The organism is Pseudomonas sp. FG6, assembly GCF_057809015.1.
On the sequence record NZ_JBMDJD010000052.1, the window covers coordinates 1 to 24,848 of the forward strand.

Genomic DNA, 24,848 nt, shown 5'->3' on the forward strand with positions numbered 1-24,848 from the left:
CGATCTGGCGAGCATTCTCGCCTAAATGGGTGTCCGGTTTCATTAGACCACTACATCTCCTATTCAAAGAGCAGACTTGCGATCAGGAGCGTCGGCGTATCGGAGCACCTCATCCGGCGCGTTCTTCAGGCAGGTTGGACTTTTTCGGCTTGCATGCCTTTTTGTCCCTGGACGGCTTCATAGGTCACTTTTTGTCCTTCTTTCAGCGTCTTGAAGCCACCGCCTTCTATGGCTTTGTAATGAACGAAGAGGTCTGCCCCGCCATCGTCCGGCGTGATAAAGCCAAAACCCTTCTCATCGTTGAACCACTTGACTGTTCCGACATTACTCATGGTGTTCTCGCCTTGCTGAATGGTTGATGCGTAAAGCGATGGGATCGCTTGTACTTCTTTGGTGCGTGTTTGAGATTAAACCTATGGAAAGGGTTGGCTACTGTCAGGGTTGACAGTGGATAAGGTATATACGAAATAACAGTTCGTTCTGTTATACCTAATGGTGTTGATAGCCTTGTCGATAGTTCAAAGAGATTTTGGATGGTTCGAACAGTGCCGCAAATTTTATCTGGAGGAATGTTCGCCTGTCTGCGGTTACCTTGGCGCAGTCGGGTAAAGTCCCATTTATGGTTATGGGGCACACGCAGTGGGGTAAAGGGATGTTTTAAGCTCGTCTTATTGAGGTCGCGGGGTGGAACGTTACAGAATTGTATGGGGGTAATATTTCTCCTTTGTACTTATAGGGTTTACGCTTTTTATGAAGGTAGAGCCCATTCAATTTCGTCATGTCTGGTTCGGCTAGTGTTGACTTTAGTTTATAGATCTTTGTAGTTCGGACAGGGCCGTGAAATGCTTTTACAGGTTTTTTTGTCAAATTTGCAAATTCTTGCCCAAAGGGATGGGCGGTGTCAGCCGAATGGCAGACCAAAAATCTTGTTGATTTGTACTTTTTAAAGTCAACTCCTTGTCTGATGAGTCCGTCATATAGATATTGCGGCGAGACAGGGTGATTTTCGTCGACCACTAAGACAAAGGATCCCTCTTCGGTGACCGCGCCATGAGCGATGATATTTAGTCGTGATTTTTCATCGTCAAAAATATCCAAGCCGCTTACGATATTTTTGGGATTGTTAACTGTTTGCTTAACGACAGGGCTCGGCTTTCGCATATGAAAAATATTCTTGATGCCTTTCCATAGATTGCCGAGGTGTCCTGTAGGATCTATCCGATTCACTGGGTCCCCAGTGCAATACGCGTACGCATTCAAACCGCCCTCTCCAAATGGGCTCCAACTGTCCGGGCTATTGAACCGCATCAACACGGGATTGAACGCCCGATACCCATTGCCCAATAAATAATGCCCCGTCACCGGGTCGGGTCGTTCGCCATTGAAGCCAAGCAGGCTGAGTAAACCGTTTTCCGCAGGGCGATGGCCGTACGGTGTATAGACGAGAGAGTGAGGTAGCGTGGCATCAAGTGCGTGCAACACCGAGCGTTGTTGATCGGTGGCGAGCAAGATGGTTTTGACGATGTCATCCTGGCGCTGTTGTTGCGCCAGGAGCTGGTCCTCCTGCTGGAAAGTCGAGTGTTGTGTCGTGCCTTGAAGTTCGGTAGTCAGACGGTCCTTCAGGTGAAAGCGCTGATGGTTCGGAAGGTCGGTCGATGTGCAGGCCACCATGCGGTCGAGTGGATCGTAGTGGTACTGGAAGAGCAGGGGGCGTGTCGATGGCATGGAGTGGTTCCCAGAAAGACCGGGTTATTGGATATGGTTTGGTCGCATTAGCCGCAGCCTTTTCGAAACCCCTGACACGGCGCCCCCATGGGTAAAAGCGATGGGGGTGCTTATGCTTTTTTGATACGTGTTTGAGATTAAACCTATGGAAAGGGTTGGCTACTGTCAGGGTTGACAGTGGATTAGACCCGTTTGAAATAATATTGACCCCTGCCGGGGCGTTTGACTTGTTATGAAGAAACGCAATTTATAGGGGGCGATTAGTCACTCTCATTGATATCGATAATCGTCGGAGGGTTTCTCGGCATGATCCCGATGTCCTTTAATCAGGAAGCGCGTGTTGAGCGTACGCGTTTGTGAAGATTGAAAATCTTGCTTATGTCTGGTTCAGGATTGGCCTCGTCTCTTCTGAAATGCACAAGTTTTACGTCGGAGTACATGTTCTTCATTATGATCAATTCATTGGCGCGTGATTCAAATCTATAGTCTATGTTTATATTCTTGGTTTTGGCACCTTTCACATAAACAGCAAGCATGCCGTCAAAGTTTGTTTCAAATAGTTTTAAGGAGTTGGCGTCGGCATACCCCTGTGCTTTATGGATGTCCGGTGTCGTGTAAAAGCCGGGGCCGAAAGACAGGCTAGGTTTTGTATCAAACTCTGCTTTGGGGCTAGTAAGATGCATTTTTTTTGCGTAGTCTGCAGAGGTTCCATGATATCCAACGAGTTCGTATGCATGGTTCTCACTATTAAATGATGTCGGTGGGACTGTTCGCTCTAAAGTGGTTCTCGTCTTTGAGGGGTAAGCACTAGATGGTGATTTTCTTATAAGTCCAAAATTTCTAAGCATAGGTTTTAGGAAGTTAAGTATATGCCCCGTCGGATCGCTATGATTTATCGGATCTCCCGCACAATATGCATAAGCATTCAGCCCACCTCTCCCAAACGGACTCAAACTGTCCGGGCTATTGAAACGCATCAACACTGGATTGAACGCCCGATACCCATTGCCCAACAAATAATGTCCCGTCACCGGGTCCGGTCGTTCGCCGTTGAAGCCAAGCAGGCTAAGTAAACCGCTTTCCGCAGGGCGATGGCCGTACGGCGTGTAGGCAAGAGAGTGAGGTTGCGTGACATTGAGTGCGTGTAATACCGAGCGTTGCTGATCGGTAGCGAGCAAGGTGGTTTCAGCCGCGCCGTCCTGACGCTGTTGTTGCGCCAGGAGTTGGTCTGCCTGTTGGAAAATCGAGCGCCGTGTCGTGCCTTGAATCTCGGTGGCGAGACGGCCCCTCTGGTAGAAGCGCTGGGTGATCGCTTGCTCCGATGGTCTGCAATCGGCCAGGCGATCCAGTGGGTCATAGTAGTAGCGGCATGACCAGATTTGGCGAGTGTATTCCATTGGCGCAATACCGTGGTAGTCCGATGCGAGCATGGGGAATAGCTTCGTGATTTCGCGTAAATTATTTAGTGCGCTATGAGTTTCGGAGGGTGATACGAAGCCACAATTCAGTATCCTTCCCATTTCTAATAACTTCTTGGGCATGATTGTATCGATCAATGCCAATTATCTTGATCATCTTCGCTTTCTTTATTGCTTCAAGCGTCTGAGGGCTTTGCTGCTCAGAAGTAGTTTCTAAACGCCGAGGGCGTGATACGGGTGATTTGTGTTCTGGTACGTCATAGAACAAACCTTTTAAAAACTCCGGCTCAGAATTAGGCCGCACGGTATGCAACCGTGCATGTGGAGTTAGATCTGGCAATGGTCTTGTTTGCTGGGTAATTTGTTCTGTAGCTTGACTGCCCGGGACCTGAGCGTAAATGGAATTTTGGGAAGAATGCCCGAGTGATGATTGAGCAATAGACGATGCTGGTGATTCCTTTCGCATCGTCGAGCTTGGGGCGGTGGCGTGAACATTGCTGGTCCTAGCACCTTCGGTGGTAGCCGCCCGGGTTCTTGGTGCTTGAGGCCGCAGAAAACCTTTCAGGAATTTCAGGAAGAAAGGAAGGTGTCCGGAGGGGTCGGTTCTATTAACCGGATCACCAACACAGTATGCATATGCATTCAGTCCACCTTCCCCAAAAGGACTCAAGCTATCCGGGCTATTGAACCGCATCAGCACTGGATTGAACGCCCGATACCCATTGCCCAACAAATAATGTCCCGTCACTGGGGCTGGTCGTTCGCCGTTGAAGCCAAGCAGGCTAAGTAAACCGCTTTCCGCAGGGCGATGGCCGTACGGCGTGTAGGCAAGAGAGTGAGGTTGCGTGACATTGAGTGCGTGTAATACCGAGCGTTGCTGATCGGTGGCGAGTAAGGTGGTTTCAGCCGCGCCGTCCTGACGCTGTTGTTGCGCCAGGAGTTGGTCTGCCTGTTGGAAAATCGAGCGCCGTGTCGTGCCTTGAATCTCGGTGGCGAGACGGTTCTTCAGGTAGAAGCGCCGGGTATTTGCTTGCTCCGATGGCGTGCAGTCGGCGAGTCGGTCCAGTGGATCGTATTGATAGCGGCAGAGTAGCGTTGCTTGATTCTTGAACATGGCTGGCTTTCTCCAAAGGCCCCTCGTTAGTCCGGCGTCACTCTCGTGGCTTGCATGCCTTTTTCGCCTTTCTCGATTTCAAAAGAGACACTCTGCCTTTCCTTCAGCGTTTTATAACCCTCACCGGCAATCGCCGAATAATGAACGAACAGTTCCGCGCCGCCTTTGCCGCACGTAATGAAGCCATAGCCCTTTGCATCGTTAAACCATTTCACGGTTCCTTTGATTCGGTCGCTCATTTTTATTGTCCTGCTTGCCCGAATGAAGAAAGGCACAGGGACTAGGGTTTGCCCATGGCCTTGTTTTTCCTTGTGTCGTCAGCAGCTTAGAACCGGCTCCTGGGGCTGCCAACTGTCAGAGCTGACAGTTGGCAATACCCAGAGGAAATAACTGATCGCCGATGATATTCAAATGGCTGTCACGCGGCGGTCATGCCATGGTTTGCGCCTGCAACAGTCGCCGATTACGTCAAAATGGGCAGCTTGTGCATCGGCTTCGGCTTGGGCTGGGCCAAATCCCAAGGCTTCTACCCAACTAGACTCCGGTGACGAAGTACAACCGCCAACTGATGCAGGCGGGACCGTATCAACATTGCCGGGCTGCCGGAGATGATTAATCTTGCCTAATGGCCATAAATTTTTGTGGGCGATAGTTAAAAAAACGGCCAAGATTCCGGTCCTTGACCACCATGTATTCGGTAACTGTATCGTCTATGGCCCCGTTCGGTAGATTGCTTCTAGGCGTCTGCACTGGTCCAGAGAGCACGCGACCCGAGAATGCCTTTACGGGTTTACCAGTTAGCTCTGAAAACGTTAAGCCGAATGGATTTTCGCCATCGGCCGAGCAGCAGATAAGCAGTCGAATGGTGTGGTATTTTTTTAGATCGACACGATTTTTAACTCTGAAATGTAATTGGGCTGGCGTTATGAAACGATCATCGGCCAAGATGTACGGAAATTTATTTTCAAAGGGCGGTTCGCTATGGGCTTCTATGTTTAAGCGACGTAAGCCTGCGGCTCCTTTATGAGTATCGTCGAAGATGGCAACTCCTTTTGCAATAGATCTGTAGTTTGTGATTTTCTTTTCCGTAATTCCGAATGATAAGTTAATCGAGTTTCTGCCGAGCCTATGCAGTGCATTGCCTAATCTAAATAGTATATGTCCTGTTGGATCCATTCGATTAACCGGGTCGCCCGCACAATACATATATGCATTCAACCCTCCTCTCCCAAACGGACTCCAACTGTCTGGACTGCCGAACCGCATCAACACCGGGTTGAATGCCCGGTAGCCATTGCCCAGCAAATAATGCCCGGTCACCAGGTCGGGGCGTTCACCATTGAAGCCCAGCAGGCTAAGCAAAGCGTTTTCTCTGGCGTGGTGACCATAAGGCGTGTAAGCGAGGGGGTGAGGCTGCCTTGCATCGAGTGCATGCAATACCGAGCGTTGTTGATCAGTGGCGAGCAGCGTGGTTTCGATGGCGTTATTGCGGAGCTGCTGTTGCGCCAGGAGTTGATCGCCCTGCTGGAAAATCGAACGCTGCATAGATCCTTGGATTTCGGTGGTCAGCCGTTTTTCCAGGTAGAAGCGCTGAATGCTTATATGGGTTGATAGAGTGCAATTGACCAGACGATCCAGTGGGTCGTAATGATAGCGGCAAAGCAGCGCTTCACGGTTCGTCGGCATAGCTGACTCCCTGAATCGACCGGTGGTTATTCCGGCGTCTGCAATCCTTTGTGCCCGAATGAAGGAAGGCACAGGAACCGCCGTTTGCCCCCTGCCTTGTTTTTTGTTGTCTCGACCGAAGCTTAGAATCGACACAAACGGCTGCCTACTGTCAGAGCTGACAGTAGGCAATACCGAGAGGGAATAACCGGTTGCAGGTGATATTCAAACGACCGTCACGCGGCGGTCATGCCATGGCTTGCGCCTGCAACCGTCGGCCGATCACGTCCAGCACATCGCAGCCGTCGCGCAGTGGAATCGCCAGCAACAGGGCGAAGTCGTGGAGGACAACGGCGTCGGCACTGAGCTCTTCGCGAAAGGCGATGTTCTCCAGCACTTGGGTAACGGCGCGGATGCGGTAGGCAGCGGTTTCGTGGAGGACGTCGAGGGGGGCTTGGGTATCGATGAGCAGGGAAGCGGGGGTGCAGTCGACGCCGGTGAGGGGCATGTATCGGTTCATTGGGTAGATCTCCATGGTTCGATGATGCCGCCACTCACTCGTCGCCAAACGAATGGGTGGCAGCTGTACGCAGGTTGGCGAACCGGACACCATGGAGAAGCCGGCAGACCCGAAGGTCTCCCGCGCACAACTGCCATTGAGCAGTTCTGCGAGTGCAAAAGCCCGTGCCAAAAAGCAGGGCTTCTGACCATAGTATATCGAGTCGCCAAACCCGAGTCGCCATGTGGACGACGGGAAGAACTATAGGCAGCGCACTCTGACCCGGGCAAGGCTCGCTATTGCGGGGGATTTCCCAAGTATTTGTGGGATTTTTAGTCGAGACACCGCTGTGGCCAGAGATTGCTCCCGCTGGGTCGGTCCGACGCCTCGGGCGAAGCGGCCCCCGCTTTTCAATTGCCGACGGCGAGTGCTTTGCACTCGAGCGGGAGCAAGCTCCCTCGCCACGTTTAATTGTCCAAGGGAACAAGACAAGCAGTGGCAGGGGGTTGAGAAGGGGAACTGCGATGGGTAGATCTAGGTTGACTGTCAGAAACTCAGATTGAGCTCATCGGCCTTTATTAACGTGCACAACGTAGCATCCGGGCTTTCGCAGCGACGGTTCGACCATGGGGAAAGTGCCGGGCCCTGTACTGTCAGATACTCCAACGTCAGGTTGAGGGTGCCTAACTTACAGATGATGGTGGCCTGGGTCGGTGATTGTTCATCGGCTTCGGTTTCCGGGACAACGAACTCGGCGCTGTTGAACTGCGCCATGGCCGGGTCGGCGACGTCGATGAGCCGTTGACTCTCCCATTGGCGATTTTCCTGCGCTTCTACCGGCTTGATCGTCCTCTGGATTTGAGTGACGCCAGGGCAGGTGATTTCCCCTGCGTGGACTTGCCCGACGATCCACAAAAAGAGCCCTGCCGCGCCGCCGGCCATCAGTTTTGCCATTATCTTTCGCATTTGCCAGCCCTCCAATGTTCTGGTCCGAGGCCATGGTTACGGCTATGTCTGGCGCGGGCTACTGTCAGGGCTGACAGTTATTTATGCCTATTTGGAATTTACTCCGGATTCTTCTTGGATATTTAGCGATAACAAATCACCTGTGAACACCGCTCATCGTGGCCACCCTTTTCTCATCCTGACGGGCAGTGTGCACAGGGAACAATCGACCAGGCCGCCAGTCCAACGCTCGATTCTGCGCCGCCCCCACGAGGCGGCTTTTTCATGGCTCAAGAGGACGTTCCGGAATGAAGGTTTTACGCGGTTTTGCACTGTCCTGCCTGTTGTCGCTGGCAGCCAGCCCGACCTTCGCGCAGTTCAGCCTCAGTGATGCGGTGTCGGCCATGCAGGGCAACCAGGAGGCGGGCGCCGGGGCCACCGCGCCGAAAGCCGCCGGGCTGCTCGATACCCTGGGCTCGGAACTCAACATCACGCCGGAACAAGCGATCGGCGGCGCCGGCGCGATGCTGGGGCTGGCGAGGAACCAGCTTAGCGAGCCGCAGTTTTCCGAGTTGAGCAAAAGTGTCCCGGGCCTCGACCAGCTCGCCGGCAACGGCGCCCTCGGCGGGCTTAGTGGCCTGGGCAGCTTGCTCGGCGGCGGGTCGGAAAAAAATCCACTGCTCGACGGCTTGCTGGGTAACGTCAAGGACACCAACGACCTGAACAACACTTTCAGTGCCTTGGGCATGGACGGTGGGATGATTGGCCGGTTTGCGCCGATTATTCTGCAGTTCCTGGGGCAGCAGGGGGTGGGGAGTTCGTTGTTGCAGAATCTGGGTGGGATTTGGGGGGCTGGTGTCGGGAGCTGAGCCGCCGCTGCCAGCTATCAGAACCGTCAGGCATCCCTTGCTTCGTTGCGCAAGGCTGCGATGCGCCGGTCCTTCTCGGTCCAGAGCCGGTTGACCCAGTCCTGCACGTACTGGCGGAACACCGGGTCGTTTTCGTAATCGCCGCGCCACAGCGCCGGGTCCAGTTCGCGGGTCTGGATGTCGATGATGACCCGTGGCACGGCGCCGCTGAGCAAGTCCCAGAAACCGGGAATTCGTTGTTGCGGATACACCACCGTCACGTCCAGCACGGCGTCCAGTTGTTCACCCATCGCCGCTAGGACGAAGGCCACGCCGCCGGCCTTGGGCTTGAGCAGGTGGGTGAAGGGCGCTGCTTGCTGCTGGTTTTTGGCGGCGCTGAAGCGCGTGCCTTCCAGGTAGTTCACCACCGTGACCGGTTGGCGCTTGAACAGCTCGCAAGCGGCCTTGGTGATTTCCAGGTCCTTGCCCGCCAGTTCCGGGTTTTTCGCCAGGAACGCCTTGGAATAGCGCTTCATGAACGGGTAGTCCAGCGCCCACCAGGCCAGCCCCAGGAACGGTACCCAGATCAGTTCTTTCTTGAGGAAGAATTTGAAGAACGGCGTGTGTCGGTTGAGGGCCTGGATCAGGGCGGGGATGTCCACCCAGGTTTGGTGATTGCTGATCACCAGGTACGACGTATCACCGCGCAAGCCTTCGCCACCGCGGATGTCCCAGCGCGTGGGAATGCACAGGGTGAAGATCAATTTGTCGATTTCGGCCCAGGTCTCGGCGATCCACATTACCGACCACGAGGCATAGTCGCGAAGGCGCCCGGGCAGGACCAGCTTGAGCAGCGCAAAGACCATCAGCGGCCCGAACAGCACCAGGGTGTTGAGCAACAGCAGCAGCGTGACAAGACAGCCGGTGAGCAGGCGGCGCATAAATGACTCTTGCTAACGGGTGGGCGGGCCATGATAAGCAGCTTCGGGTGACAGACCAAATCGGCTTGGACGAAAGTTTCACTTTGGTCCCGGTAGATTGGGAGTGCTTTTGTCGCCAGAGACTGCTCCCGCTCGACTGCGCAGCAGTCGCAAAGCCGGACAACGGGGGCTGTCTAAAGAACTGCAGGGGCCGCTTCGCCCGAGGCGTCGGACCGACCCAGCGGGAGCAAGCTCCCTCGCCACAGGGACTGTGCATGTGATCGTGGTAAACCGAACGAATTCATCAACCACGGTCTAAAAAAACCACCCACACAGAGGAAGCCCTACCGCATGAAATCCCTTCTCGCCCTGCTCTCCCTGGTGGCCCTTCCAGTGCTGGCCGCCGAGCCGACCCTGTACGGGCGCTACGAATACATCGCGCTGCCGGAAGTCGGCGGCGAGGTGCTCAAGGCCAAGATGGACACCGGCGCCCTGACTGCCTCCCTGTCCGCCAAGGACATCGAAATGTTCACCCGTGACGGCGATGACTGGGTGCGCTTCCGTCTCGCGACCAAGGGGGCGAGCAACAAAGTCTACGAACACAAGATCGCCCGCATCAGCAAGATCAAGACGCGTTCTGAAGAGGACGAGGAAGACGACGAAAAGATCGCCCCCAGCAAGCGTCCGGTGGTGGAGATGGAAATGTGCCTGGGCAACGTCAAGCGCACGGTGGAGGTCAACCTGACCGACCGCAGCAGTTTCAATTACCCGTTGTTGATCGGCGCCAAGGCGTTGCGCGAGTTTGGCGCGGCGGTGAACCCGGCGCGGCGGTTTACGGCGGATAAGCCGGAGTGCTGATTTTCCCTGATTGACGCGCTTCGAGGCTTGGGGCACCGTTCCGGCAACTTTACTGTCGGGCTCGTAAGCCATGCCTCATATTCTGATTGTCGAAGACGAAGCCGCCATCGCCGATACGCTGGTGTTTGCCCTGCAAGGGGAGGGCTTTGATACCACTTGGCTGAGCCTCGGCGCGGCCGCCCTCGAACACCAGAAAAGCACCCCGGCGGACCTGATCATCCTCGATGTGGGCCTGCCGGATATCAGTGGATTCGAGACTTGTAAAAATCTCAGACGTTTCAGCGACGTTCCGGTCATTTTTCTTACAGCCCGGGATGGTGAGATCGACCGTGTGGTGGGCCTGGAGATCGGTGCCGACGATTATGTGGTCAAGCCCTTCAGTCCCCGGGAAGTGGCGGCGCGGGTCCGGGCGATTCTCAAGCGCGTGGCGCCGCGCCCGGTCGCGGAGCTGGGTTCGGCGCTGTTTCTGGTGGACCCCGACCGGGTGCAGATCAGCTACCGCGGCAAGCCGCTGAACCTCACTCGCCATGAGTTTCGCTTGCTCAATTGCCTGCTGGAGCAGCCTGAGCGGGTGTTCAGCCGCGAACAATTGCTCGATGCCCTGGGCGTGGCCAGCGATGCCGGCTACGAGCGCAGCATCGACAGCCACATCAAGAGCGTGCGCGCCAAGTTGCGCCTGGTGCGCGCCGAGGCCGAGCCGATCCAGACCCATCGGGGCCTGGGCTACAGCTACAGCCCGGGGCACAGCTGATGTCGCTGGGGATCCGGATTTTCCTGGTGTATGTGCTGTTCATCGCCCTGACCGGTTATTTCGTGCTCAACACGGTGATGGAAGAGATCCGCCCCGGTGTGCGCCAGTCCACCGAAGAAACCCTGGTGGACACGGCCAACCTGATGGCCGAGATCCTGCGGGACGATTTCAAGGCCGGCACCCTCAACCAGAATCGCTGGCCGCAGTTGCTCAAGGCCTACGGCGAGCGCCAGCCGGCGGCGAAGATCTGGGGGCTGCCGAAGAACCAGGTCAACCATCGCATTTATGTCACGGACGCCAAGGGCATTGTGGTGCTCGACTCCAGCGGCACGGCGGTGGGCCAGGATTATTCGCGCTGGAATGACGTCTACCTGACCTTGCGCGGCCATTACGGGGCCCGTTCGACCCGCAGTGATCCGGATGACGCGACGTCGTCGGTGATGCACGTCGGCGCGCCGATTCGCGACAACGGCCAGATCATCGGCGTGGTCACCGTCGCCAAGCCCAACAGCTCGTTGCAACCTTATGTCGACCGCACCGAACGGCGCTTGCTCGCCTACGGGGCCGGGTTGATCGGCCTGGGCCTGTTGCTGGGCGCCTTGCTGTCGTGGTGGCTCAGCGCGGCGTTGCGTCGCCTGACTGCGTATGCCGAAGCCGTCAGCCAGGGGCGTCGGGTGGAAGTGCCGCATTATCGTGGCGGTGAGTTCGAACAACTGGCTGGCGCGGTGGAACATATGCGAACCCAGTTGGAAGGCAAGGCCTACGTCGAGCGCTACGTGCACACCCTGACCCACGAACTCAAGAGTCCGTTGGCAGCGATTCGCGGAGCTGCCGAGTTGCTGCAAAGCGACATGCCCCCCGCCCAGCGCCAGCGCTTTGTCGGCAACATCGACAGCGAAAGCGTGCGCATGCAGCAACTGATCGAGCGTTTGCTCAACCTGGCCCAGGTCGAACAGCGCCAGGGGCTGGAGGAAGAAGTCGCCGTGCCGTTGGCGGGGTTGTTCGATGAGCTGCTGCAAGGGTGCAGCGGCCGGATCGAGCGTCGGCAATTGACGGTCGAACGGCGCATCGCCCAGGACCTGGTGCTGACGGGCGAGCCGTTCCTGTTGCGCCAGGCCCTGGGCAACCTGCTGGAAAATGCCCTGGACTTCACACCGGTCGGTGGCGCCTTGCGCATCAGCGCCGAGCGCATGGGCAACCGCATTGAGATCCGCCTGTTCAATCAGGCTGAACCGATCCCCGACTACGCCCTGCCGCGCTTGAGCGAGCGCTTCTACTCTCTGCCGCGCCCGGACAGCGGCCGCAAGAGCACCGGCCTGGGGCTCAATTTCGTGGCCGAGGTGGTGCAGTTGCATGGGGGGGAATTTGCGATTGGCAATGTTGAGGGTGGGGTGGAGGTGGTGTTGCGGTTACCCTGAAACGGCGGCGCGGCCTTCGCGAGCAAGCCCGCTCCCACAGGGACCGCGCTGAATCTGTGGGAGCGAGCTCGCTCGCGAAGGGGCCCTCTCAGTCTCCACACAATCTCCACATTCGCTCCATAACCCCAGCACACAGCGCCCCCAGACTCTCCCTCATTCGAACAGGGAGAGCCCCACATGAACCGCAGCCTCGCCATAAAACTGGGCATGATTGCCCTCTTGATTCTCTTGCTGATGATCCCGCTGTTGATGATCAACGGCCTCATCGACGAGCGCCAGGAGCTGCGCGACGGTGTGTTGCAAGACATCGCCCGCAGTTCCAGCAACAGCCAGCAACTGGTCGGGCCGCTGCTCGTGGTGCCGTATCGCCGGGATGTGCGGGTATGGAACACCAATGAGAAGACCGGTGTGCGTTTCCAGGAAACGGTCGAGCGACGCGGCGAGTTGTATTTTTTGCCGGAGCAATTCGAGCTCGACGGCCAGGTCCGCACCGAAACCCGCGCCCGAGGGATCTACGAGGCGCGGTTGTTTCATGCCGACAACCGTATCGATGGCCGCTTCAAGGTGCCTGAGAACTATGGCGTCGCCGCCAAGGACCTGGCCAGCTACCACTTCGAAGAACCGTACCTGAGCGTGGGCATCAGTGACATTCGTGGCATCGAGAATGCGCTGGCCTTGACGTTGAACCAGAAGACTATCGATTTTCTGCCCGGCTCGCGCGTCGGCTGGCTGGGGCAAGGCGTGCATGTGCCACTGCCGATGGTCAATGGCCAGGGCAGTGCGGACCTGACCTTCGGTTTCGACCTGCGCCTGCAAGGTACCGGCGAGTTGCAGATCCTGCCGGTGGGCAAGAGCAGCAAAGTGCACTTGGCCGCAGACTGGCCGCACCCCAGCTTCATCGGCAACTACTTGCCAGTCACTCGCGACATCAATGAGCAGGGCTTCAACGCCGATTGGCAGACGTCGTTCTTCTCCACCAACCTCGAAGAAGCGCTGCAAAACTGTATGCCCAGCGATAACTGTGAAGAATTTCGCAGCCGCGCCTTCGGTGTGAGTTTCATCGACCCCGTGGACCAGTACCTCAAGAGCGACCGGGCGATCAAATATGCGCTGCTGTTCGTTGCCCTGACCTTCGCCGGCTTCTTCCTTTTCGAAGTGCTCAAGAGCCTGGCAGTGCACCCGATCCAGTACGCTTTGGTGGGCGTGGCGCTGGCGTTCTTCTACCTGTTGCTGCTGTCGCTGTCGGAACACATCGGCTTCGCCCTGGCGTACCTGGCCTCGGCCAGCGCCTGTGTCGTGTTGATCGGCTTCTATGTCTGCCACGTGTTGCGCAGCGTCAGCCACGGCTTGGGCTTCTCGGCAGGATTGGCGACGTTGTATGCCTTGCTCTACGGGCTGTTGAGCGCCGAAGACTATGCGTTGTTGATGGGTTCGCTGTTGCTGTTTGGCCTGCTGGGCGCGTTCATGGTGCTGACCCGCAAACTGGATTGGTACGGGGTTGGGGCGAAACCGGCGGCGGCCATGAGCTTCGATCTGGGAGAGGTGAAATGAGCCGGTCGTTGGGGTTGCGGGAGGACCGGCAATTACGGGAAGTGTTGGTGATGCAGATTGTCGGGCTGTTTCCTCGGGATCCGGTACGCTGCCATCGCGGGCAAGCCATGCTCCCACAGCTGGAACGGGATCTCTGTGGAAGCAAGGCTTGCCCGCGGTGAGGCCGGGCCGGTCAGTGCAGAGCTAAACCCTGGGCACCGTCTCGACCATCGAAGGCCGCAAGCTCACCTCGGCAAACCACGCCGCCAGCTGCGGGTTGGCCTGGCGCCATTCCAGGTCGGGATGGCGCAGGTCCAGGTAGCCCAGGGCGCAGGCCACGCTGATGGAGGCTACGTCGAAATGGCAGGCCAGTTCGGCAATCGCCTCGGCTTCGAGCACACCCAGAGCGCGGCGGATCTTGTCCCGTTGTGCATCGAGCCATTCGTCCCAGTGTTTCTCGGCGGGGCGTAGGGCGGTTTCGTAACGGATCATCACTGCCGCGTCCATGATCCCGTCGGCCAGGGAGGCCAGGGTCAGGCGCCGCCAGCGGGCCGCGCCATCGCGTGGGATCAGCGGGTTGCCGACATGCTGGTGGTCGAGGTAATCGAGGATGACGCGGCTGTCATGGATCACCGTCCCGTTGGCCAGGCGCAGGGCCGGGATCTTGCTCAGCGGGTTGTCGTCGATGAGCGCACGGTCCGGCTTGACCGGCGTGAGTTGGCTGAGCTGCAACGCCACGCGGTCTTGCTGGCCGGTTTCGTACAGCAGCACCAGGACCTTGCGAACGAAGGGCGAGGCAGGGTTGTAGAACAGCGTCATGCTGGGGGTGGACATGGCAACGTCTCGATCAGTGGGACTTGTTGCGCAGCATAGCGCGTTCAGCGCGGCGCAAGGCAGGTGCGACCGAGCTGGAAGCGTCGGTCGCACCGGGCGATCAGGCGGCCGGTTGCAGCGCTTGCGGTTCGGGCGACGGCGTTGTCGGTTGCTGCTTGAGCTCCCGGGCAACGGTCCAGACGATGAAGGCGGCGACCACGTCGAAGATCGCCAGCAGCACGAACAGCGGGCTGTAGCCGATCTTGGTGACCATCACGCCGAACAGCAGGGTGAAGGCGGCAGCGCCCAGGTAGCCGAACATCCCACCCATGCCGGTGGCGGTGGCGACTTCATGCTTGCCGAACGAGTCAGAGGTAATGGCATACAGCGCGCCGGACAGGGTCTGGTGGGCAAAACCGCCGATGCACAGCAGGGCGATGGCCGTGTACGGGCTCTCGACCAGGCCGATGCAGGCCGGGCCGAGCATGCACGAGGCGCCGAACAGCAGGACCATTTTGCGCGAGGTGAACAGCGAGACCTTGCAGTACTTGTGGAAGAACGGGCTCAGGTAGCCGCCGAGCACGCAACCCAGGTCGGCGGCCAGGAACGGCAGCCAGGCGAACATGGCGATTTCCTTGATGTTCATGTGCCGCTCGGTCATCAGGTACAGCGGGATCCAGGCGTTGAACGTCTGCCAGGCCGGTTCGGAGAGGATCCGCGCGCTGGCGATGGCGTAGAAGTTGCGGCTGGCGATGATGCTTTTCCAGCTGCCTTTTTTCGTGCCCTGGTCTTTGAAGTGGTCTTCCTGGCCGCTGATGATGTAGTCGCGCTCGGTGTCGCTCAGGTGTTTCTGGTCGCGCGGGTGTTTGTAGAAGACCAGCCAGAGAAACGTCCAGGCCACGCCCAGGCCGCCGACGATCAGGAACGCCAGTTCCCAGCCGCTGTTGAGGATCGCCCAGACCACCAACGGCGGCGCCAGCACCGCGCCGATCGAGGAGCCGATGTTGAACCAGCCGATGGCGACCGAACGCTCCTTGGCCGGGAACCATTCGGTCGAGGTCTTGACGGCGGCGGGCAGCCCGGCCGCTTCGGTCAGGCCCAGCAAACCGCGGAAAAACGCCAGGCCTTGCCAGCCCGACGCCATGGCCGCTGCGGCGCAGGCGATGGACCAGGCGAAGGCGAAAATCGCGAAGCCCATCTTGGTGCCGATGGCGTCGATGATGTAACCGGCCACCGGTTGCATCAGCGCGTAGCAGATCTGCCAGGCCACGACGATGTGGGAGTACTGCTCGGTGGAGATGTTCATTTCGCTCATCAGGGTCGGAGCGGCCACCGAGAGGGTATTGCGAGCCAGGTAGTTGACCATCAGGCCGGCTGTCACCAGGCCGACCATCCACCAGCGGATGCCTTTGATTTTCATCACTTCACCATCGTTATTTTTGGAGTTGGTGTCGCTTGGGTGCTGTTGTAGGTTGTCGTACAACGTGCGCCTTTATATGAGCGCAATGATAAATTTGTCAACAAATATGTCAGAGTTAAACCGGTGGTTGGTGAGTGGCAAAAGAGCTGTCGTCGTATGACTCGCGACAAAAGGGCGTCCGGCTACTGAGGTGATGCCCGCAGGATCAGCGTCGTGGGATCAGGCCCCACACGGCAAGCACGCAGGGGATGCCCAAGCCCAGCCAACTCACCGCGTCCCACAGGCCATCACCCAGCAAGGCGCTGAACAGTCCTGCGGCACACAGGACGCCGATGACCACGGGCGCGCCGAACACCTTCCGGAAACTCGATTGCCGGGGCTTCACGAGACGGTCCCCGTGCCGACCGTTGCGCGGTTGGCGGCCTTGCGCCGCACCCGCCACAGGTACACGCCGCTGCCGAGGACGATGACGGTCAGCACATCGAGGATCGCCCAGAAAATCTGCATCGGCCGGCCGCCGTAGTCGCCGAAATGCAGCGGCAGCGACAGGCTCATGGCGTCCATGTACCACGGCCGTTCGGCCACGGCGGTGACGTCGAGGGTGCTGGCGTCGATCAGCACCGGCGTCAGCAAATGAGCCGTCAGGTGCGTGCGGCCTTTCATGAACACGCCATAGTGGTGCTCGCTGGAGAACAGCGTGCCGGGAAAGGCAATAAAGCTCGGTGCCATGCCTGGCGCGGCGTCCCGGGCGATGTCCAGCAAACGGCTGGCAGGGGCCCGTTGCGTCAGCGGCGGGGCGTTGCGGTAGGGTTCGACCATGGCGCTGAGGCTGTCGTTGCGCCAGGCGCCAATGATCAGCTCGGCGCACGCGGCGATGACTCCGGTGACGCCCACGGTCAGCGCCCAAACCAGCGTGACCACGCCGATCAGGTTATGCAGGTCGAGCCAGCGCAGGCGGGTGGATTTGTCCTGGCGCACGGTGGCGAATTTCAAGCGGCGCATGAACGGCAGGTACAGGACCAGGCCGGAGATGATGGCGATCACGAACAGCAGGCCCATGGATGCCAGCAACCATTTGCCCGGCAACCCGGCGAACAGGTCCACGTGCAGGCGCCGCACGACCATCATGAAACCGCCATTGGCCGCGGGCGTCTCCAGGGCTTGGCCCGTGCGGCCGTCGAGCAGGAAAGTGTGGGAGGCGTTGGGCTCGGTGCCCGGCGTCGGCGCCATGATGGTGATGACGCCGTTGGGTTCGTCATCGTCCCAGGCAAGATACTGGACCACCTCTCCCGGGCGATGGGCCTTGGCTTTTTCCACCAGCTGCTGCAGGTCCAACGGCGGCGTGTCGGCGGGCATTTCCCGAAGCTCGGGCGCATCACCGAGCAGGTGCTCGATGTCATGGTGGAAGATCAACGGCAACCCGGTGATCGCCAGCATCAGCAGGAACACCGTGCAGATCAGGCTGGTCCAGGTGTGGACGAAGGACCAGCGGCGGATGGTTTTGCTTTTCATGGTGGGTCCGAATGCAAGAGGGCAATAGGTGACTGATGCAAAACGTCACCGACAAAACCTGTGATGAGGGAGTTATCTGTGGCGAGGGGATTTATCCCCGCTGGGCTGCGTAGCGGCCCCAAAACCAGGCAACTCGGTGTACCGGTAAGATTGAGTTCACTGCTTTAGGGCTGCTACGCAGCCCAGCGGGGATAAATCCCCTCGCCACAAAAGCTGTGCCTGCCTTCCATGGCTTCACCACTTGTAATTCACACTCGCGACAACGTTGCGCTGGTCGCCGTAATAGCAGTAGAAGCCGTCGCAGGTGGACAGGTAGTCCTTGTTGAAAATGTTCTTGGCGTCCACCGCCAGCGAGACACCCTTGAGGCTCTTGTTCAAGCGACCCAGGTCGTAGTGAGCCGAGGCGTCATACACGGTGTAGGAGCCGACGTGGCCCCAGTCGGTGTTGGTGGTGTTGCCGTAGGTGTCGCCGACGTACCGCACGCCCGCGCCGACGCCAAAGCCGTCCAGCGGGCCGTTGTGCCAGGTGTAGTCGGCCCAGGCGGTGGCTTGGTGGCGCGGCACTTGGGCCATGCGCTTGCCGGTCTCGGCGATGGAGCCTTTGGTGATTTCGCTGTCGTTGTAGGTGTAGGAACCCATCAGTTTCAGGTTGTCGGTGACGTCGCCGGTGGCCTCCAGTTCCAAGCCGCGCACCTGCACCTCGCCCACCTGGCGCGTGATGCTGTTTTCGGTGACGGAGGTGTTTTTCTGGGTCAGGTCGAACACCGCCGCCGTCAACAGGGTCTTGGTGCCGGGCGGCTGGTACTTGATGCCGGCTTCGTACTGTTCGCCTTCGGTGGGCTTGAACGCATCGGTGCTGTTGACGGTGGAGCCGTTCGCAGCCTGGAACGATTGGGCGAAGGAAAGGTACGGCGTCACGCCGTTATCGAAGACGTAGCTGAGCGCCGCGTTACCGCTGAATTTCTTGTCGCGCTGGGTGTTGGTCGCGTCGTTCTGGTTGTGGAAAACGGTGCCGGTGTGAATCCAGTCTTCACGCCCGCCGAGGGTCAGGCGCCAGTTGTCCAGGGCGATCTGGTCCTGCACATAGAGACCGGTCTGCTGGGTCTTCTGGTTGTAGTCGTACATGGTGAAGTACTGGACGTTGGAGAAGTCCTGCCCATAGATCGGGTGGTTGACGTTGCTGGTCGGCACACCGGCAGAACCCCACTTCCAACGGGCATTGCTGTTGGCGCGCTGGTGGTCCAGGCCCAGCAGCAAGGTGTGGCTCAGGGCGCCGGTCTGGAAGTCAGCCTGGAAGTTGTTGTCCACGGCGAACTGGCTGATGTCTTCGTCAACCATGCTGGCGCTGCGTTTGACGGTGCCGTCGGCGCTGACGGCGGTGTCCGGACCGTCGGGCCAGAACGAGCCACCAGCGGAAATGCCCTGGAACGACAAGTCGCTCTTGGTGTAGCGCAGGTTCTGGCGGAACTGCCAGGTGTCGTCGAAACGATGTTCGAGGGCATAGCCGAGTGCGTAGTAGGTGCGGTCGTAGAATTCCCAGTCCGGGTCGCCCAGGTTCTTGTGGTGGGAGAGCTTTCCCGCCGGTGAGGAGAGCTTGGTGCCTTGCAGCGGCAGGAATTGCCCGGTGATGCCGGTGTCGTCGCGGGTGTACTGGGACAGGAAGGTCAGGCGGGTGTCGTCGTTGATGTTCCAGGTCAGGCTCGGCGCGAGGTTGTAGCGCTTGTCCGGGATGTGATCGACCTGGGAATTGCTGTCGCGCACGGTGCCGCTGAGTCGGTAGAGAAACTGGCCGTCGTCATCGACCTTGCCGGTGCTGTCGACGTTGATTTGCTTGTGTTCGTAGCGGCCGGCCTGCAACTCGACCTCGTGGCTGCTTTCGGCCTGTGGGCGACGGCTGACCATGTCCAGCAGGCCGCCGGGAGGTGTCTGGCCATACACCGACGAGGCCGGCCCGCGCAGCACGGCGATGCGCTCAAGGTTCCACGGTTCGATTTTTGGCGTGACGTAGTTGCCCTTGGGCAATGGCAGGCCATCGAGGAACTGGGTCGGCACGAAACCGCGCACCAGCAGCCAGTCGTTGCGCGAGTCCGAACCGTAGCCGCTGCTCTGCACGCCGGCGGTGTAGCGCAGGGCGTCGTTGAGGTTGAGGACCGAGCGGTCTTCCATCTGCTGGCGCGTGACCACCGAGACCGAACGCGGCAGTTCGACGATCGGCGTGTCGGTCTTGGTGCCGGCGGCGGTGCGGGTGGCGACGTAGCCTTCGGTCGGCCCCCAGGCGGTTTCGCTGGTGCCGTTGCCGATCACGTTGGTTTCCGGCAACTCCATGACCCCTTCAGGGACGGCCACCAGGCTATAAGTGCCGGCGCTGCTCTGTTCCAGTTGCAGGCCGGTGCCGCGCAGGGCTTGGCGCAATGCGCCGGTGGCGTCGAATTCACCCTGGACCGGTGCCGAGGTCTTGCCCGAGGCCAGGGACGGATTCAGGCTCAAGGCGAGGCCGGCCTGGCTGGCGATCTGGGTCAGGGTGCCGGTCAGTGGCGCGGCGGGCAGGTTGTAGGTGCGCACGCTCAAGGCTTGTTCGGCCGCCCACAGCGGGCCACTGGCTAACGGAGCGGCAAAGGCGATGGCAACGGCCAACAGGCTGGGGCGCAACAGGTTGTCTAGCGGGCGGGACATACGGCGGCTCCTGAATGGAAATATTTCTCAATTGCCTGGAGGCCGGATGAAATCTGGAAAGTGATAGGGCTGGATGAAAATAATTTCGATTCAGGTGACGGTTGTTCTGCTGATGTTGTGTTGATGCAACTGGTGCCATCGCGAGCAAGCCCGCTCCTACAGTGACCGTGTGTGCTGCAAATCTACTGTGGGAGCGGGCTTGCTCGCGAAGGCGGACCTGCTGGCCCAGCATCCTTCAGGGTTTGGCTGCGGTCCTCGGCCCCACCACCACCCACCACCGCGTGTGATGCTCGATCTGCACCGGCAAGGTCGGCAGCAATGCGGCCAGGGCCAGGTCGGTGTCGTGCAACGGGAAGCTGCCGGTGATGCGCAGGTCCGCCACGGGTGGCTCGACGCTCAGGTAGCCGCGACGATAGCGGTTCATTTCATGAATCAGGTCTTCGAGACGGACGTTGTCCACCACCAGCATGCCGCGGGTCCAGGCATCCGCGCCGGGGCTCAGGGCCACGGTCGGGCCGAGGCCGTCGCGGCGCATGAGCACCTGCTGGCCTTCGCGCAGGATCTGTTGCTGGTCCGTGGCCTGCGGGTGTGCCGCCACGGCCGACTGCAACACGCTCAGGCGTGTGCCTGCGTCCTCGCGCTTGACCAGGAATCGCGTGCCCAGTGCGCGCAGGCTGCCTTCGCGGGTCTCGACGATGAACGGACGCGGGTCGTTGTGGCCGGTTTCCACGAGGATCTCGCCTTCCTGCAGGACGATGCGCCGTTGCTTATCATCAAAACGCACGTCGAGTGCGCTGTGGGTGTTGAGGTCGATCCGCGTGCCGTCGGCCAGGCGCAGGGTGCGTTGCTCGCCGGTGGCGGTACGTTGGTCGGCCAGCCAGTAATCCAGCGGCAGGTAGCGATTGCCGGCGAACAACGCCAGGCCGATCACCGCAACGACGCTGGCCAGACCCGTACCCAGCTTGCGCACCCGGCGACGGATGCTCACCCGCGTCTGCAACAACGCGGCCCTTGCCGGCCCGCTGGCGACGCTGAAACGCTGGTCGAGCAGGCCCAGTTGCCGCCAGGCCCGGGCGTGTTCTTCATCGGCGGCGTGCCACTGGGCGAACGCTTCGCGCTCTTGTGGACTGCCGCCACCTCCATCCAGCGACAACTGCCAGGCGATGGCGGCGTCCAGCACCCGGGCCGAGACCGGTTTGGCGTGCGCCGCGTTCATGTCGGTTCACCATAGAGTGCGATGTAGCACTGGCGCAGGCCCTGGGCCAGGTATTGCCGGACACGTGGCACGGAAACCCCCAGGCGCTCGGCGATTTCGGCATGGCCCAGGCCGTCGAGGCGGTTGTAGAGAAACGCTGCGCGGGCCTTGCTGGACAGTTTGCCGAGCAGCCGATCGATGTGCTTGAGGTCTTCGAGGATCAATTGCTGTTCTTCCACCGAAGGCTGCTCGGCCTCGGGGATCAGCATCAGTTCGGTGAGGTACGCCTGCTCCAGCGCCGCGCGCCGGAAATAATCGAACAGCAGCCCTTTGGCGATCGCCACCAGGAACGCCCTGGGCTCGCGCGGCGCCATCAGTTCCCGGCGCCCCAGCAAGCGCACGAACGTGTCCTGGCTCAGGTCTTCGGCGCGTTGCGCACAGGCCACATTGCGCCGCAGCCACGCCAATAGCCAGGCGCGGTGGTCGCGGTACAACGCGCCGACTAAATCATTGTGGGAGCTGGGGGCTGACGACACGGCGTATCACCGGTGCTTTAGGTAACGAGAATTGTTCGCGATTGTGGCAGAGGCGGGGGAGAGAAAGCAATTGGCGCTGGTCGGAGCCTGATCTATGGCGCCGAATGAATCTGTGGGAGCAAGGCTTGCCCGCGATGCAGGCGACTCGGTCGGTCTGCCGATCCAAGGCGACGCCATCGTGGGCGAGCCTTGCTCCCACAGGTGAGCCGCCCTCGATTTAGAACGAAGGCGCCTCCTGCCGCCGCTTCCACTGCCCCAGGCGCTGTTGCAGGGCGTGTGGGCTGTCGATCTGTTGCTGGCGGGCGCGGCTGAACAGGATCAAGGCCAATTCGGCGGTGGCCAGGGCGTCGGCGCTGGCGTTGTGGCGGTCGAAGACTTGCAGCTTGAACCAGTCGATCCATTCATCCAGGCCGGCTTTGCGCAGGGGCGCCTGGGGGCAGAGCAGCGGGGCCAGGTCGGCCACGTCCAGGAAGGGATGCTGCAAGCGATAACCCAACGCGTCCTTGAGCGCCCGCCCGAGCATGTGGGCGTCGAACGGTGCATGGAACGCCAGCAGCGGGCTGTCGCCCACGAATTCCATGAACGCCAGCAGCGCTTCGGCCGGGTCGCTGCCGGCGGCAATCGCACTCGGCGCCAAGCCATGGATCAGCACGCTCGGCCCGAGCTTTTGCTGATCGCATTGCAGGGTGCGCTCGAACTGCTGGCTGAAATCGATCGCGCCGTCTTCGATCACCACCGCGCCGATGGACAGCACCTGATCCTTGTTCAGGTGCAAGCCGGTGGTTTCCAGGTCCACCACCACCCAGCGTTGCGCCCGCAGGCTGCTTTCGCTCAACGGCGCAGGCGCGGGCAGCCGTTCCAGGCGCTGCTGCAATGCCTGGGGCAGCATCGGCGGGGCCGGACGCAGCCAGGAAAACAGGTTCACAACTGATACCTCAGCGTCAGGCTGCTTTGCAGGCGTTGGGCCTGGCGCAGGGACTCGCGCAGGATACGGCGGTCCAGGTGATTGAGGCTGTCGGGGTCGACGCGGTTGGAGTAGGGCAGGTTCTCGCGGGTCTGCAGTTGGTGTTGCTGCATGCGGGTCTGCTGGATGAAGTGATAGGCCTCTTCATAGGCGGCGCCGTCGAGCGGTTCGATCACTTCCTTCACCACCAGTTGCCGCAAGCGCTCCAGGGTGTTGATGGCGCTGATGCCACTGGCCAGCGCCAGCAGGCGGGCACCGTCGACGAAGGGCGTCAGGCCTTGCACCTTCAGGTCGAGGGTGGCTTTTTCGCCATTCTTGCGGCTCAGCACGAAATCCCTGAAGCGTCCCACGGGCGGGCGATGGCGCAGGGCGTTGTCGGCCATCATGCGCTGGAACAAGCGATTGTCGGCCACCTGGTCGAGGATCTGCCGGCGCAACTGCTCGCAGCCTCGCTCGTCGCCCCAGACCACCCGCAGGTCGAAATAGATGCTTGAGCCGAGCAGGTTTTCCGGCGTCGCCTCGCGGATGAACGCCGCGAAGCGCCGGGACCATTCGGCACGGGACAGGCACAGCTCGGGATTGCCGGCCATGATGTTGCCCTTGCACAACGTGAAGCCGCAGAGCGCCAGGCTCTGGTTGATCTGCTGGGCGATGGGCAGCAGCAGGCCACGGATCCGCGCCGCCTCGGCGGCGTCCCGGGCTTCGAACAGAATGCCGTTGTCCTGGTCGGTGTGCAGCGTCTGCTCGCGCCGGCCTTCGCTGCCAAAACACAGCCAGCTGAACGGCACGCCAGGGTCGCCCTTGTCGGCCAGCGTCAGCTCGATGACCCGGCACACGGTGTGGTCGTTGAGCAGGGTGATGATGTGGGTGATCTGGGTCGACGACGCACCGTGGGCCAGCATGCGTTCCACCAGTTGGCCGATCTCGCCGCGCAGGGCCACCAGGTTCTCCACCCGTGGTGCGTTGCGTATGGTCCGCGCCAGGTGAACCAGGTCGACGCGTTGCAGGGAAAACAGGTCGCGCTCCGACACCACGCCACACAGGCGCTGGTCCTTGACCAGGCAGACGTGGGCGATGTGCCGTTCGGTCATGGCGATGGCCGCGTCGAAGGCGCTGTGGTCCGGCGTGAGGTAGAACGGTGCCTGGGTCATGTGGGCCGCGATAGGTTGGGAAAAGTCCCCGGTACCCTCGGCCACGACATGCCGCAGGTCGCGCAGGGTAAAGATCCCCTGCGGCGTTTTCTGTTCGCTCACCACCACGATGCTGCCGACCTGTTGCTCGTGCATCAGCTTTACGGCTTCGCGCAAGGGCGTTTCGGGGCCGCAGCTCACGGGGTGACGCATCGCCAGTTCACCCAGGCGCGTATTGAGCGAGTACTGGGTGCCGAGGGTCTGCGCGGATTTTTGCTGGACCTGCTGATTGACCTGGTCGAGCAGGCTGCTGACGCCGCGCAGGGCGAAGTCACGAAACGGGCCGGACAAGGCGAACAGCTTGATGAAGGCCTGCTTGTTCAGTTGCAGGCAGAAGGTGTCTTCGCCGGCACGGTGCTCGGTACGCGTGGCCCGCTCGCCCAGCAACGCGGCCAGGGGGAAACACTCTCCGGTGGTGATTTCGAAGGTGGTCTCGGTACCGCCCTTGGCCGAATGCGGACGCTCCCCGACCACCCGGCCCTGCTTGACGATGTAGAAGTGTTCCACCGGGCCGTCGGCCGGTTTGATGATGGTCTCGCCCGGCGCATAGAAGCGCAGCAGGCATTGCTCCACCAGGTAGGCCAGGTGGGCATTTTCCATCTGGTTGAACGGCGGAAAGCGCTGGAGAAACTGCAGCGTGCCCTGGATGTTCTGCAACACCGCGGTTTTCCCTGCCTGGATGAAGGCGTCCGCTTTTTTCATAACCATGGCGCAATCTTTTTCGAATTGTTGTGGTCGGATCTGTTCCCCATGGTCGGCCCCTGAACACAGAGTGCCCATTGGACGTAAGTCTAGGCTGTGTACGAAATCGCTTGAAACTTGGTTATGCGGCGTTAAAAACCGGCTCGGAATGC

23 protein-coding genes and 1 pseudogene are annotated in these 24,848 nt (G+C 59.8%); 6 read left to right on the forward strand and 18 right to left on the reverse strand.

The window, feature by feature from the left end; translation table 11 throughout:
• Window positions 1–125: 125 nt before the first annotated feature.
• The 5 genes from ACODSJ_RS23065 to ACODSJ_RS23085 all read right to left on the reverse strand — a co-directional run bounded on the left by ACODSJ_RS23065 (window position 126) and on the right by ACODSJ_RS23085 (window position 4,496).
• Entirely contained in the window at window positions 126–332 is a 207-nt protein-coding gene (locus tag ACODSJ_RS23065) for a cold-shock protein (RefSeq protein ID WP_489103942.1), read from the reverse strand.
• A gap of 325 nt (window positions 333–657) precedes the next feature.
• Window positions 658–1,725 (reverse strand): RHS repeat-associated core domain-containing protein, encoded by a 1,068-nt coding sequence (locus tag ACODSJ_RS23070; RefSeq protein WP_489103943.1) that lies wholly within the window; start codon window positions 1,723–1,725, stop codon window positions 658–660.
• 326 nt (window positions 1,726–2,051) lie between these two features.
• Window positions 2,052–3,122, reverse strand: coding sequence for an RHS repeat-associated core domain-containing protein (locus ACODSJ_RS23075; RefSeq protein WP_489103962.1), 1,071 nt, complete (start codon window positions 3,120–3,122; stop codon window positions 2,052–2,054).
• Between the two features lie 73 nt (window positions 3,123–3,195).
• Window positions 3,196–4,257, reverse strand: a complete 1,062-nt coding sequence (locus ACODSJ_RS23080; RefSeq protein WP_489103944.1) for an RHS repeat-associated core domain-containing protein — start codon at window positions 4,255–4,257, stop codon at window positions 3,196–3,198.
• 26 nt (window positions 4,258–4,283) lie between these two features.
• Window positions 4,284–4,496, reverse strand: coding sequence for a cold-shock protein (locus tag ACODSJ_RS23085; protein WP_260957656.1), 213 nt, complete (start codon window positions 4,494–4,496; stop codon window positions 4,284–4,286).
• 225 nt (window positions 4,497–4,721) lie between these two features.
• Here ACODSJ_RS23085 and ACODSJ_RS23090 point away from each other — a divergent pair.
• Window positions 4,722–4,834, forward strand: a pseudogene (locus tag ACODSJ_RS23090) (hypothetical protein); the annotation flags it as partial.
• 35 nt (window positions 4,835–4,869) lie between these two features.
• Here the strand turns inward: ACODSJ_RS23090 and ACODSJ_RS23095 are convergent.
• From ACODSJ_RS23095 to ACODSJ_RS23105, 3 genes are all read right to left on the reverse strand, one after another.
• Window positions 4,870–5,943 carry an RHS repeat-associated core domain-containing protein gene (locus ACODSJ_RS23095; protein WP_489103945.1) on the reverse strand — a complete coding sequence of 358 codons (1,074 nt, stop codon included), beginning with the start codon at window positions 5,941–5,943 and terminating at the stop codon, window positions 4,870–4,872.
• A 226-nt stretch (window positions 5,944–6,169) separates the two neighbouring features.
• Window positions 6,170–6,442, reverse strand: a complete 273-nt coding sequence (locus ACODSJ_RS23100; protein ID WP_260957658.1) for a hypothetical protein — start codon at window positions 6,440–6,442, stop codon at window positions 6,170–6,172.
• 525 nt (window positions 6,443–6,967) lie between these two features.
• Window positions 6,968–7,375 carry a DUF3757 domain-containing protein gene (locus ACODSJ_RS23105; protein WP_489103946.1) on the reverse strand — a complete coding sequence of 136 codons (408 nt, stop codon included), beginning with the start codon at window positions 7,373–7,375 and terminating at the stop codon, window positions 6,968–6,970.
• Between the two features lie 299 nt (window positions 7,376–7,674).
• On the opposite strand from ACODSJ_RS23105, the gene ACODSJ_RS23110 reads away from it, so the two are divergent.
• Complete coding sequence (locus ACODSJ_RS23110; protein WP_489103947.1) at window positions 7,675–8,235, forward strand: DUF2780 domain-containing protein; 561 nt, start codon at window positions 7,675–7,677, stop codon at window positions 8,233–8,235.
• A gap of 26 nt (window positions 8,236–8,261) precedes the next feature.
• Here the strand turns inward: ACODSJ_RS23110 and yihG are convergent, their stop codons facing one another.
• On the reverse strand, window positions 8,262–9,155 hold the full coding sequence (gene yihG, locus ACODSJ_RS23115; protein ID WP_489103948.1) for a 1-acylglycerol-3-phosphate O-acyltransferase, YihG family: 894 nt from the start codon (window positions 9,153–9,155) through the stop codon (window positions 8,262–8,264).
• A gap of 330 nt (window positions 9,156–9,485) precedes the next feature.
• Between yihG and rloA2 the strand changes: the two genes are divergently transcribed.
• The 4 genes from rloA2 to creD all read left to right on the forward strand — a co-directional run bounded on the left by rloA2 (window position 9,486) and on the right by creD (window position 13,712).
• Window positions 9,486–9,992 (forward strand): retropepsin-like aspartic peptidase RloA2, encoded by a 507-nt coding sequence (gene rloA2, locus ACODSJ_RS23120; protein ID WP_489103949.1) that lies wholly within the window; start codon window positions 9,486–9,488, stop codon window positions 9,990–9,992.
• Window positions 9,993–10,062: 70 nt separating this feature from the next.
• Window positions 10,063–10,743 carry a two-component system response regulator CreB gene (gene creB / locus ACODSJ_RS23125; protein ID WP_489103950.1) on the forward strand — a complete coding sequence of 227 codons (681 nt, stop codon included), beginning with the start codon at window positions 10,063–10,065 and terminating at the stop codon, window positions 10,741–10,743.
• On the forward strand, window positions 10,743–12,161 hold the full coding sequence (creC, locus tag ACODSJ_RS23130) for a two-component system sensor histidine kinase CreC (protein ID WP_489103951.1): 1,419 nt from the start codon (window positions 10,743–10,745) through the stop codon (window positions 12,159–12,161). Before creB ends, creC begins: the two co-directional genes overlap by 1 nt.
• Before the next feature lie 177 nt (window positions 12,162–12,338).
• Window positions 12,339–13,712: a cell envelope integrity protein CreD gene (creD, locus tag ACODSJ_RS23135; RefSeq protein WP_489103952.1), complete on the forward strand. Its 1,374-nt coding sequence runs from the start codon at window positions 12,339–12,341 to the stop codon at window positions 13,710–13,712.
• Window positions 13,713–13,895: 183 nt separating this feature from the next.
• On the opposite strand, the gene ACODSJ_RS23140 is transcribed toward creD, so the two are convergent.
• The 9 genes from ACODSJ_RS23140 to ACODSJ_RS23180 all read right to left on the reverse strand — a co-directional run bounded on the left by ACODSJ_RS23140 (window position 13,896) and on the right by ACODSJ_RS23180 (window position 24,702).
• Window positions 13,896–14,525, reverse strand: a complete 630-nt coding sequence (locus tag ACODSJ_RS23140; RefSeq protein ID WP_489103953.1) for a glutathione S-transferase — start codon at window positions 14,523–14,525, stop codon at window positions 13,896–13,898.
• A 100-nt stretch (window positions 14,526–14,625) separates the two neighbouring features.
• Window positions 14,626–15,924 (reverse strand): MFS transporter, encoded by a 1,299-nt coding sequence (locus ACODSJ_RS23145; protein ID WP_489103954.1) that lies wholly within the window; start codon window positions 15,922–15,924, stop codon window positions 14,626–14,628.
• Window positions 15,925–16,129: 205 nt separating this feature from the next.
• A complete protein-coding gene (locus ACODSJ_RS23150) occupies window positions 16,130–16,309 on the reverse strand; it encodes a hypothetical protein (protein ID WP_489103955.1) in 180 nt (59 codons plus the stop codon).
• Entirely contained in the window at window positions 16,306–17,436 is a 1,131-nt protein-coding gene (locus ACODSJ_RS23155) for a PepSY-associated TM helix domain-containing protein (RefSeq protein ID WP_489103956.1), read from the reverse strand. The genes ACODSJ_RS23150 and ACODSJ_RS23155 overlap by 4 nt, the downstream gene beginning before the upstream one ends.
• 234 nt (window positions 17,437–17,670) lie before the next feature.
• Window positions 17,671–20,109 carry a TonB-dependent siderophore receptor gene (locus tag ACODSJ_RS23160; protein ID WP_489103957.1) on the reverse strand — a complete coding sequence of 813 codons (2,439 nt, stop codon included), beginning with the start codon at window positions 20,107–20,109 and terminating at the stop codon, window positions 17,671–17,673.
• Between the two features lie 235 nt (window positions 20,110–20,344).
• Window positions 20,345–21,325 carry a FecR domain-containing protein gene (locus tag ACODSJ_RS23165; RefSeq protein WP_489103958.1) on the reverse strand — a complete coding sequence of 327 codons (981 nt, stop codon included), beginning with the start codon at window positions 21,323–21,325 and terminating at the stop codon, window positions 20,345–20,347.
• Complete coding sequence (locus ACODSJ_RS23170) at window positions 21,322–21,840, reverse strand: RNA polymerase sigma factor (RefSeq protein WP_489103959.1); 519 nt, start codon at window positions 21,838–21,840, stop codon at window positions 21,322–21,324. Before ACODSJ_RS23170 ends, ACODSJ_RS23165 begins: the two co-directional genes overlap by 4 nt.
• A 217-nt stretch (window positions 21,841–22,057) precedes the next feature.
• A complete protein-coding gene (locus ACODSJ_RS23175; protein WP_489103960.1) occupies window positions 22,058–22,765 on the reverse strand; it encodes a 3'-5' exonuclease in 708 nt (235 codons plus the stop codon).
• Window positions 22,762–24,702 carry a putative nucleotidyltransferase substrate binding domain-containing protein gene (locus ACODSJ_RS23180; RefSeq protein WP_489103961.1) on the reverse strand — a complete coding sequence of 647 codons (1,941 nt, stop codon included), beginning with the start codon at window positions 24,700–24,702 and terminating at the stop codon, window positions 22,762–22,764. The genes ACODSJ_RS23175 and ACODSJ_RS23180 overlap by 4 nt, the downstream gene beginning before the upstream one ends.
• Window positions 24,703–24,848: the final 146 nt, after the last annotated feature.

Coding starts and splice junctions, on each gene's coding strand:
- ACODSJ_RS23165 (WP_489103958.1), bottom strand. CDS start 21,325: ATGAACGCGGCGCACGCCAAACCGGTCTCGGCCCGGGTGCTGGACGCC.
- yihG (WP_489103948.1), bottom strand. CDS start 9,155: ATGCGCCGCCTGCTCACCGGCTGTCTTGTCACGCTGCTGCTGTTGCTC.
- ACODSJ_RS23160 (WP_489103957.1), bottom strand. CDS start 20,109: ATGTCCCGCCCGCTAGACAACCTGTTGCGCCCCAGCCTGTTGGCCGTT.
- ACODSJ_RS23145 (WP_489103954.1), bottom strand. CDS start 15,924: ATGAAAATCAAAGGCATCCGCTGGTGGATGGTCGGCCTGGTGACAGCC.
- ACODSJ_RS23110 (WP_489103947.1), top strand. CDS start 7,675: ATGAAGGTTTTACGCGGTTTTGCACTGTCCTGCCTGTTGTCGCTGGCA.
- ACODSJ_RS23070 (WP_489103943.1), bottom strand. CDS start 1,725: ATGCCATCGACACGCCCCCTGCTCTTCCAGTACCACTACGATCCACTC.
- ACODSJ_RS23075 (WP_489103962.1), bottom strand. CDS start 3,122: ATGGAATACACTCGCCAAATCTGGTCATGCCGCTACTACTATGACCCA.
- ACODSJ_RS23105 (WP_489103946.1), bottom strand. CDS start 7,375: ATGGCAAAACTGATGGCCGGCGGCGCGGCAGGGCTCTTTTTGTGGATC.
- ACODSJ_RS23180 (WP_489103961.1), bottom strand. CDS start 24,702: ATGGTTATGAAAAAAGCGGACGCCTTCATCCAGGCAGGGAAAACCGCG.
- ACODSJ_RS23100 (WP_260957658.1), bottom strand. CDS start 6,442: ATGAACCGATACATGCCCCTCACCGGCGTCGACTGCACCCCCGCTTCC.
- ACODSJ_RS23085 (WP_260957656.1), bottom strand. CDS start 4,496: ATGAGCGACCGAATCAAAGGAACCGTGAAATGGTTTAACGATGCAAAG.
- ACODSJ_RS23140 (WP_489103953.1), bottom strand. CDS start 14,525: ATGTCCACCCCCAGCATGACGCTGTTCTACAACCCTGCCTCGCCCTTC.
- ACODSJ_RS23080 (WP_489103944.1), bottom strand. CDS start 4,257: ATGTTCAAGAATCAAGCAACGCTACTCTGCCGCTATCAATACGATCCA.
- ACODSJ_RS23095 (WP_489103945.1), bottom strand. CDS start 5,943: ATGCCGACGAACCGTGAAGCGCTGCTTTGCCGCTATCATTACGACCCA.
- creB (WP_489103950.1), top strand. CDS start 10,063: ATGCCTCATATTCTGATTGTCGAAGACGAAGCCGCCATCGCCGATACG.
- creC (WP_489103951.1), top strand. CDS start 10,743: ATGTCGCTGGGGATCCGGATTTTCCTGGTGTATGTGCTGTTCATCGCC.
- rloA2 (WP_489103949.1), top strand. CDS start 9,486: ATGAAATCCCTTCTCGCCCTGCTCTCCCTGGTGGCCCTTCCAGTGCTG.
- creD (WP_489103952.1), top strand. CDS start 12,339: ATGAACCGCAGCCTCGCCATAAAACTGGGCATGATTGCCCTCTTGATT.
- ACODSJ_RS23065 (WP_489103942.1), bottom strand. CDS start 332: ATGAGTAATGTCGGAACAGTCAAGTGGTTCAACGATGAGAAGGGTTTT.
- ACODSJ_RS23155 (WP_489103956.1), bottom strand. CDS start 17,436: ATGAAAAGCAAAACCATCCGCCGCTGGTCCTTCGTCCACACCTGGACC.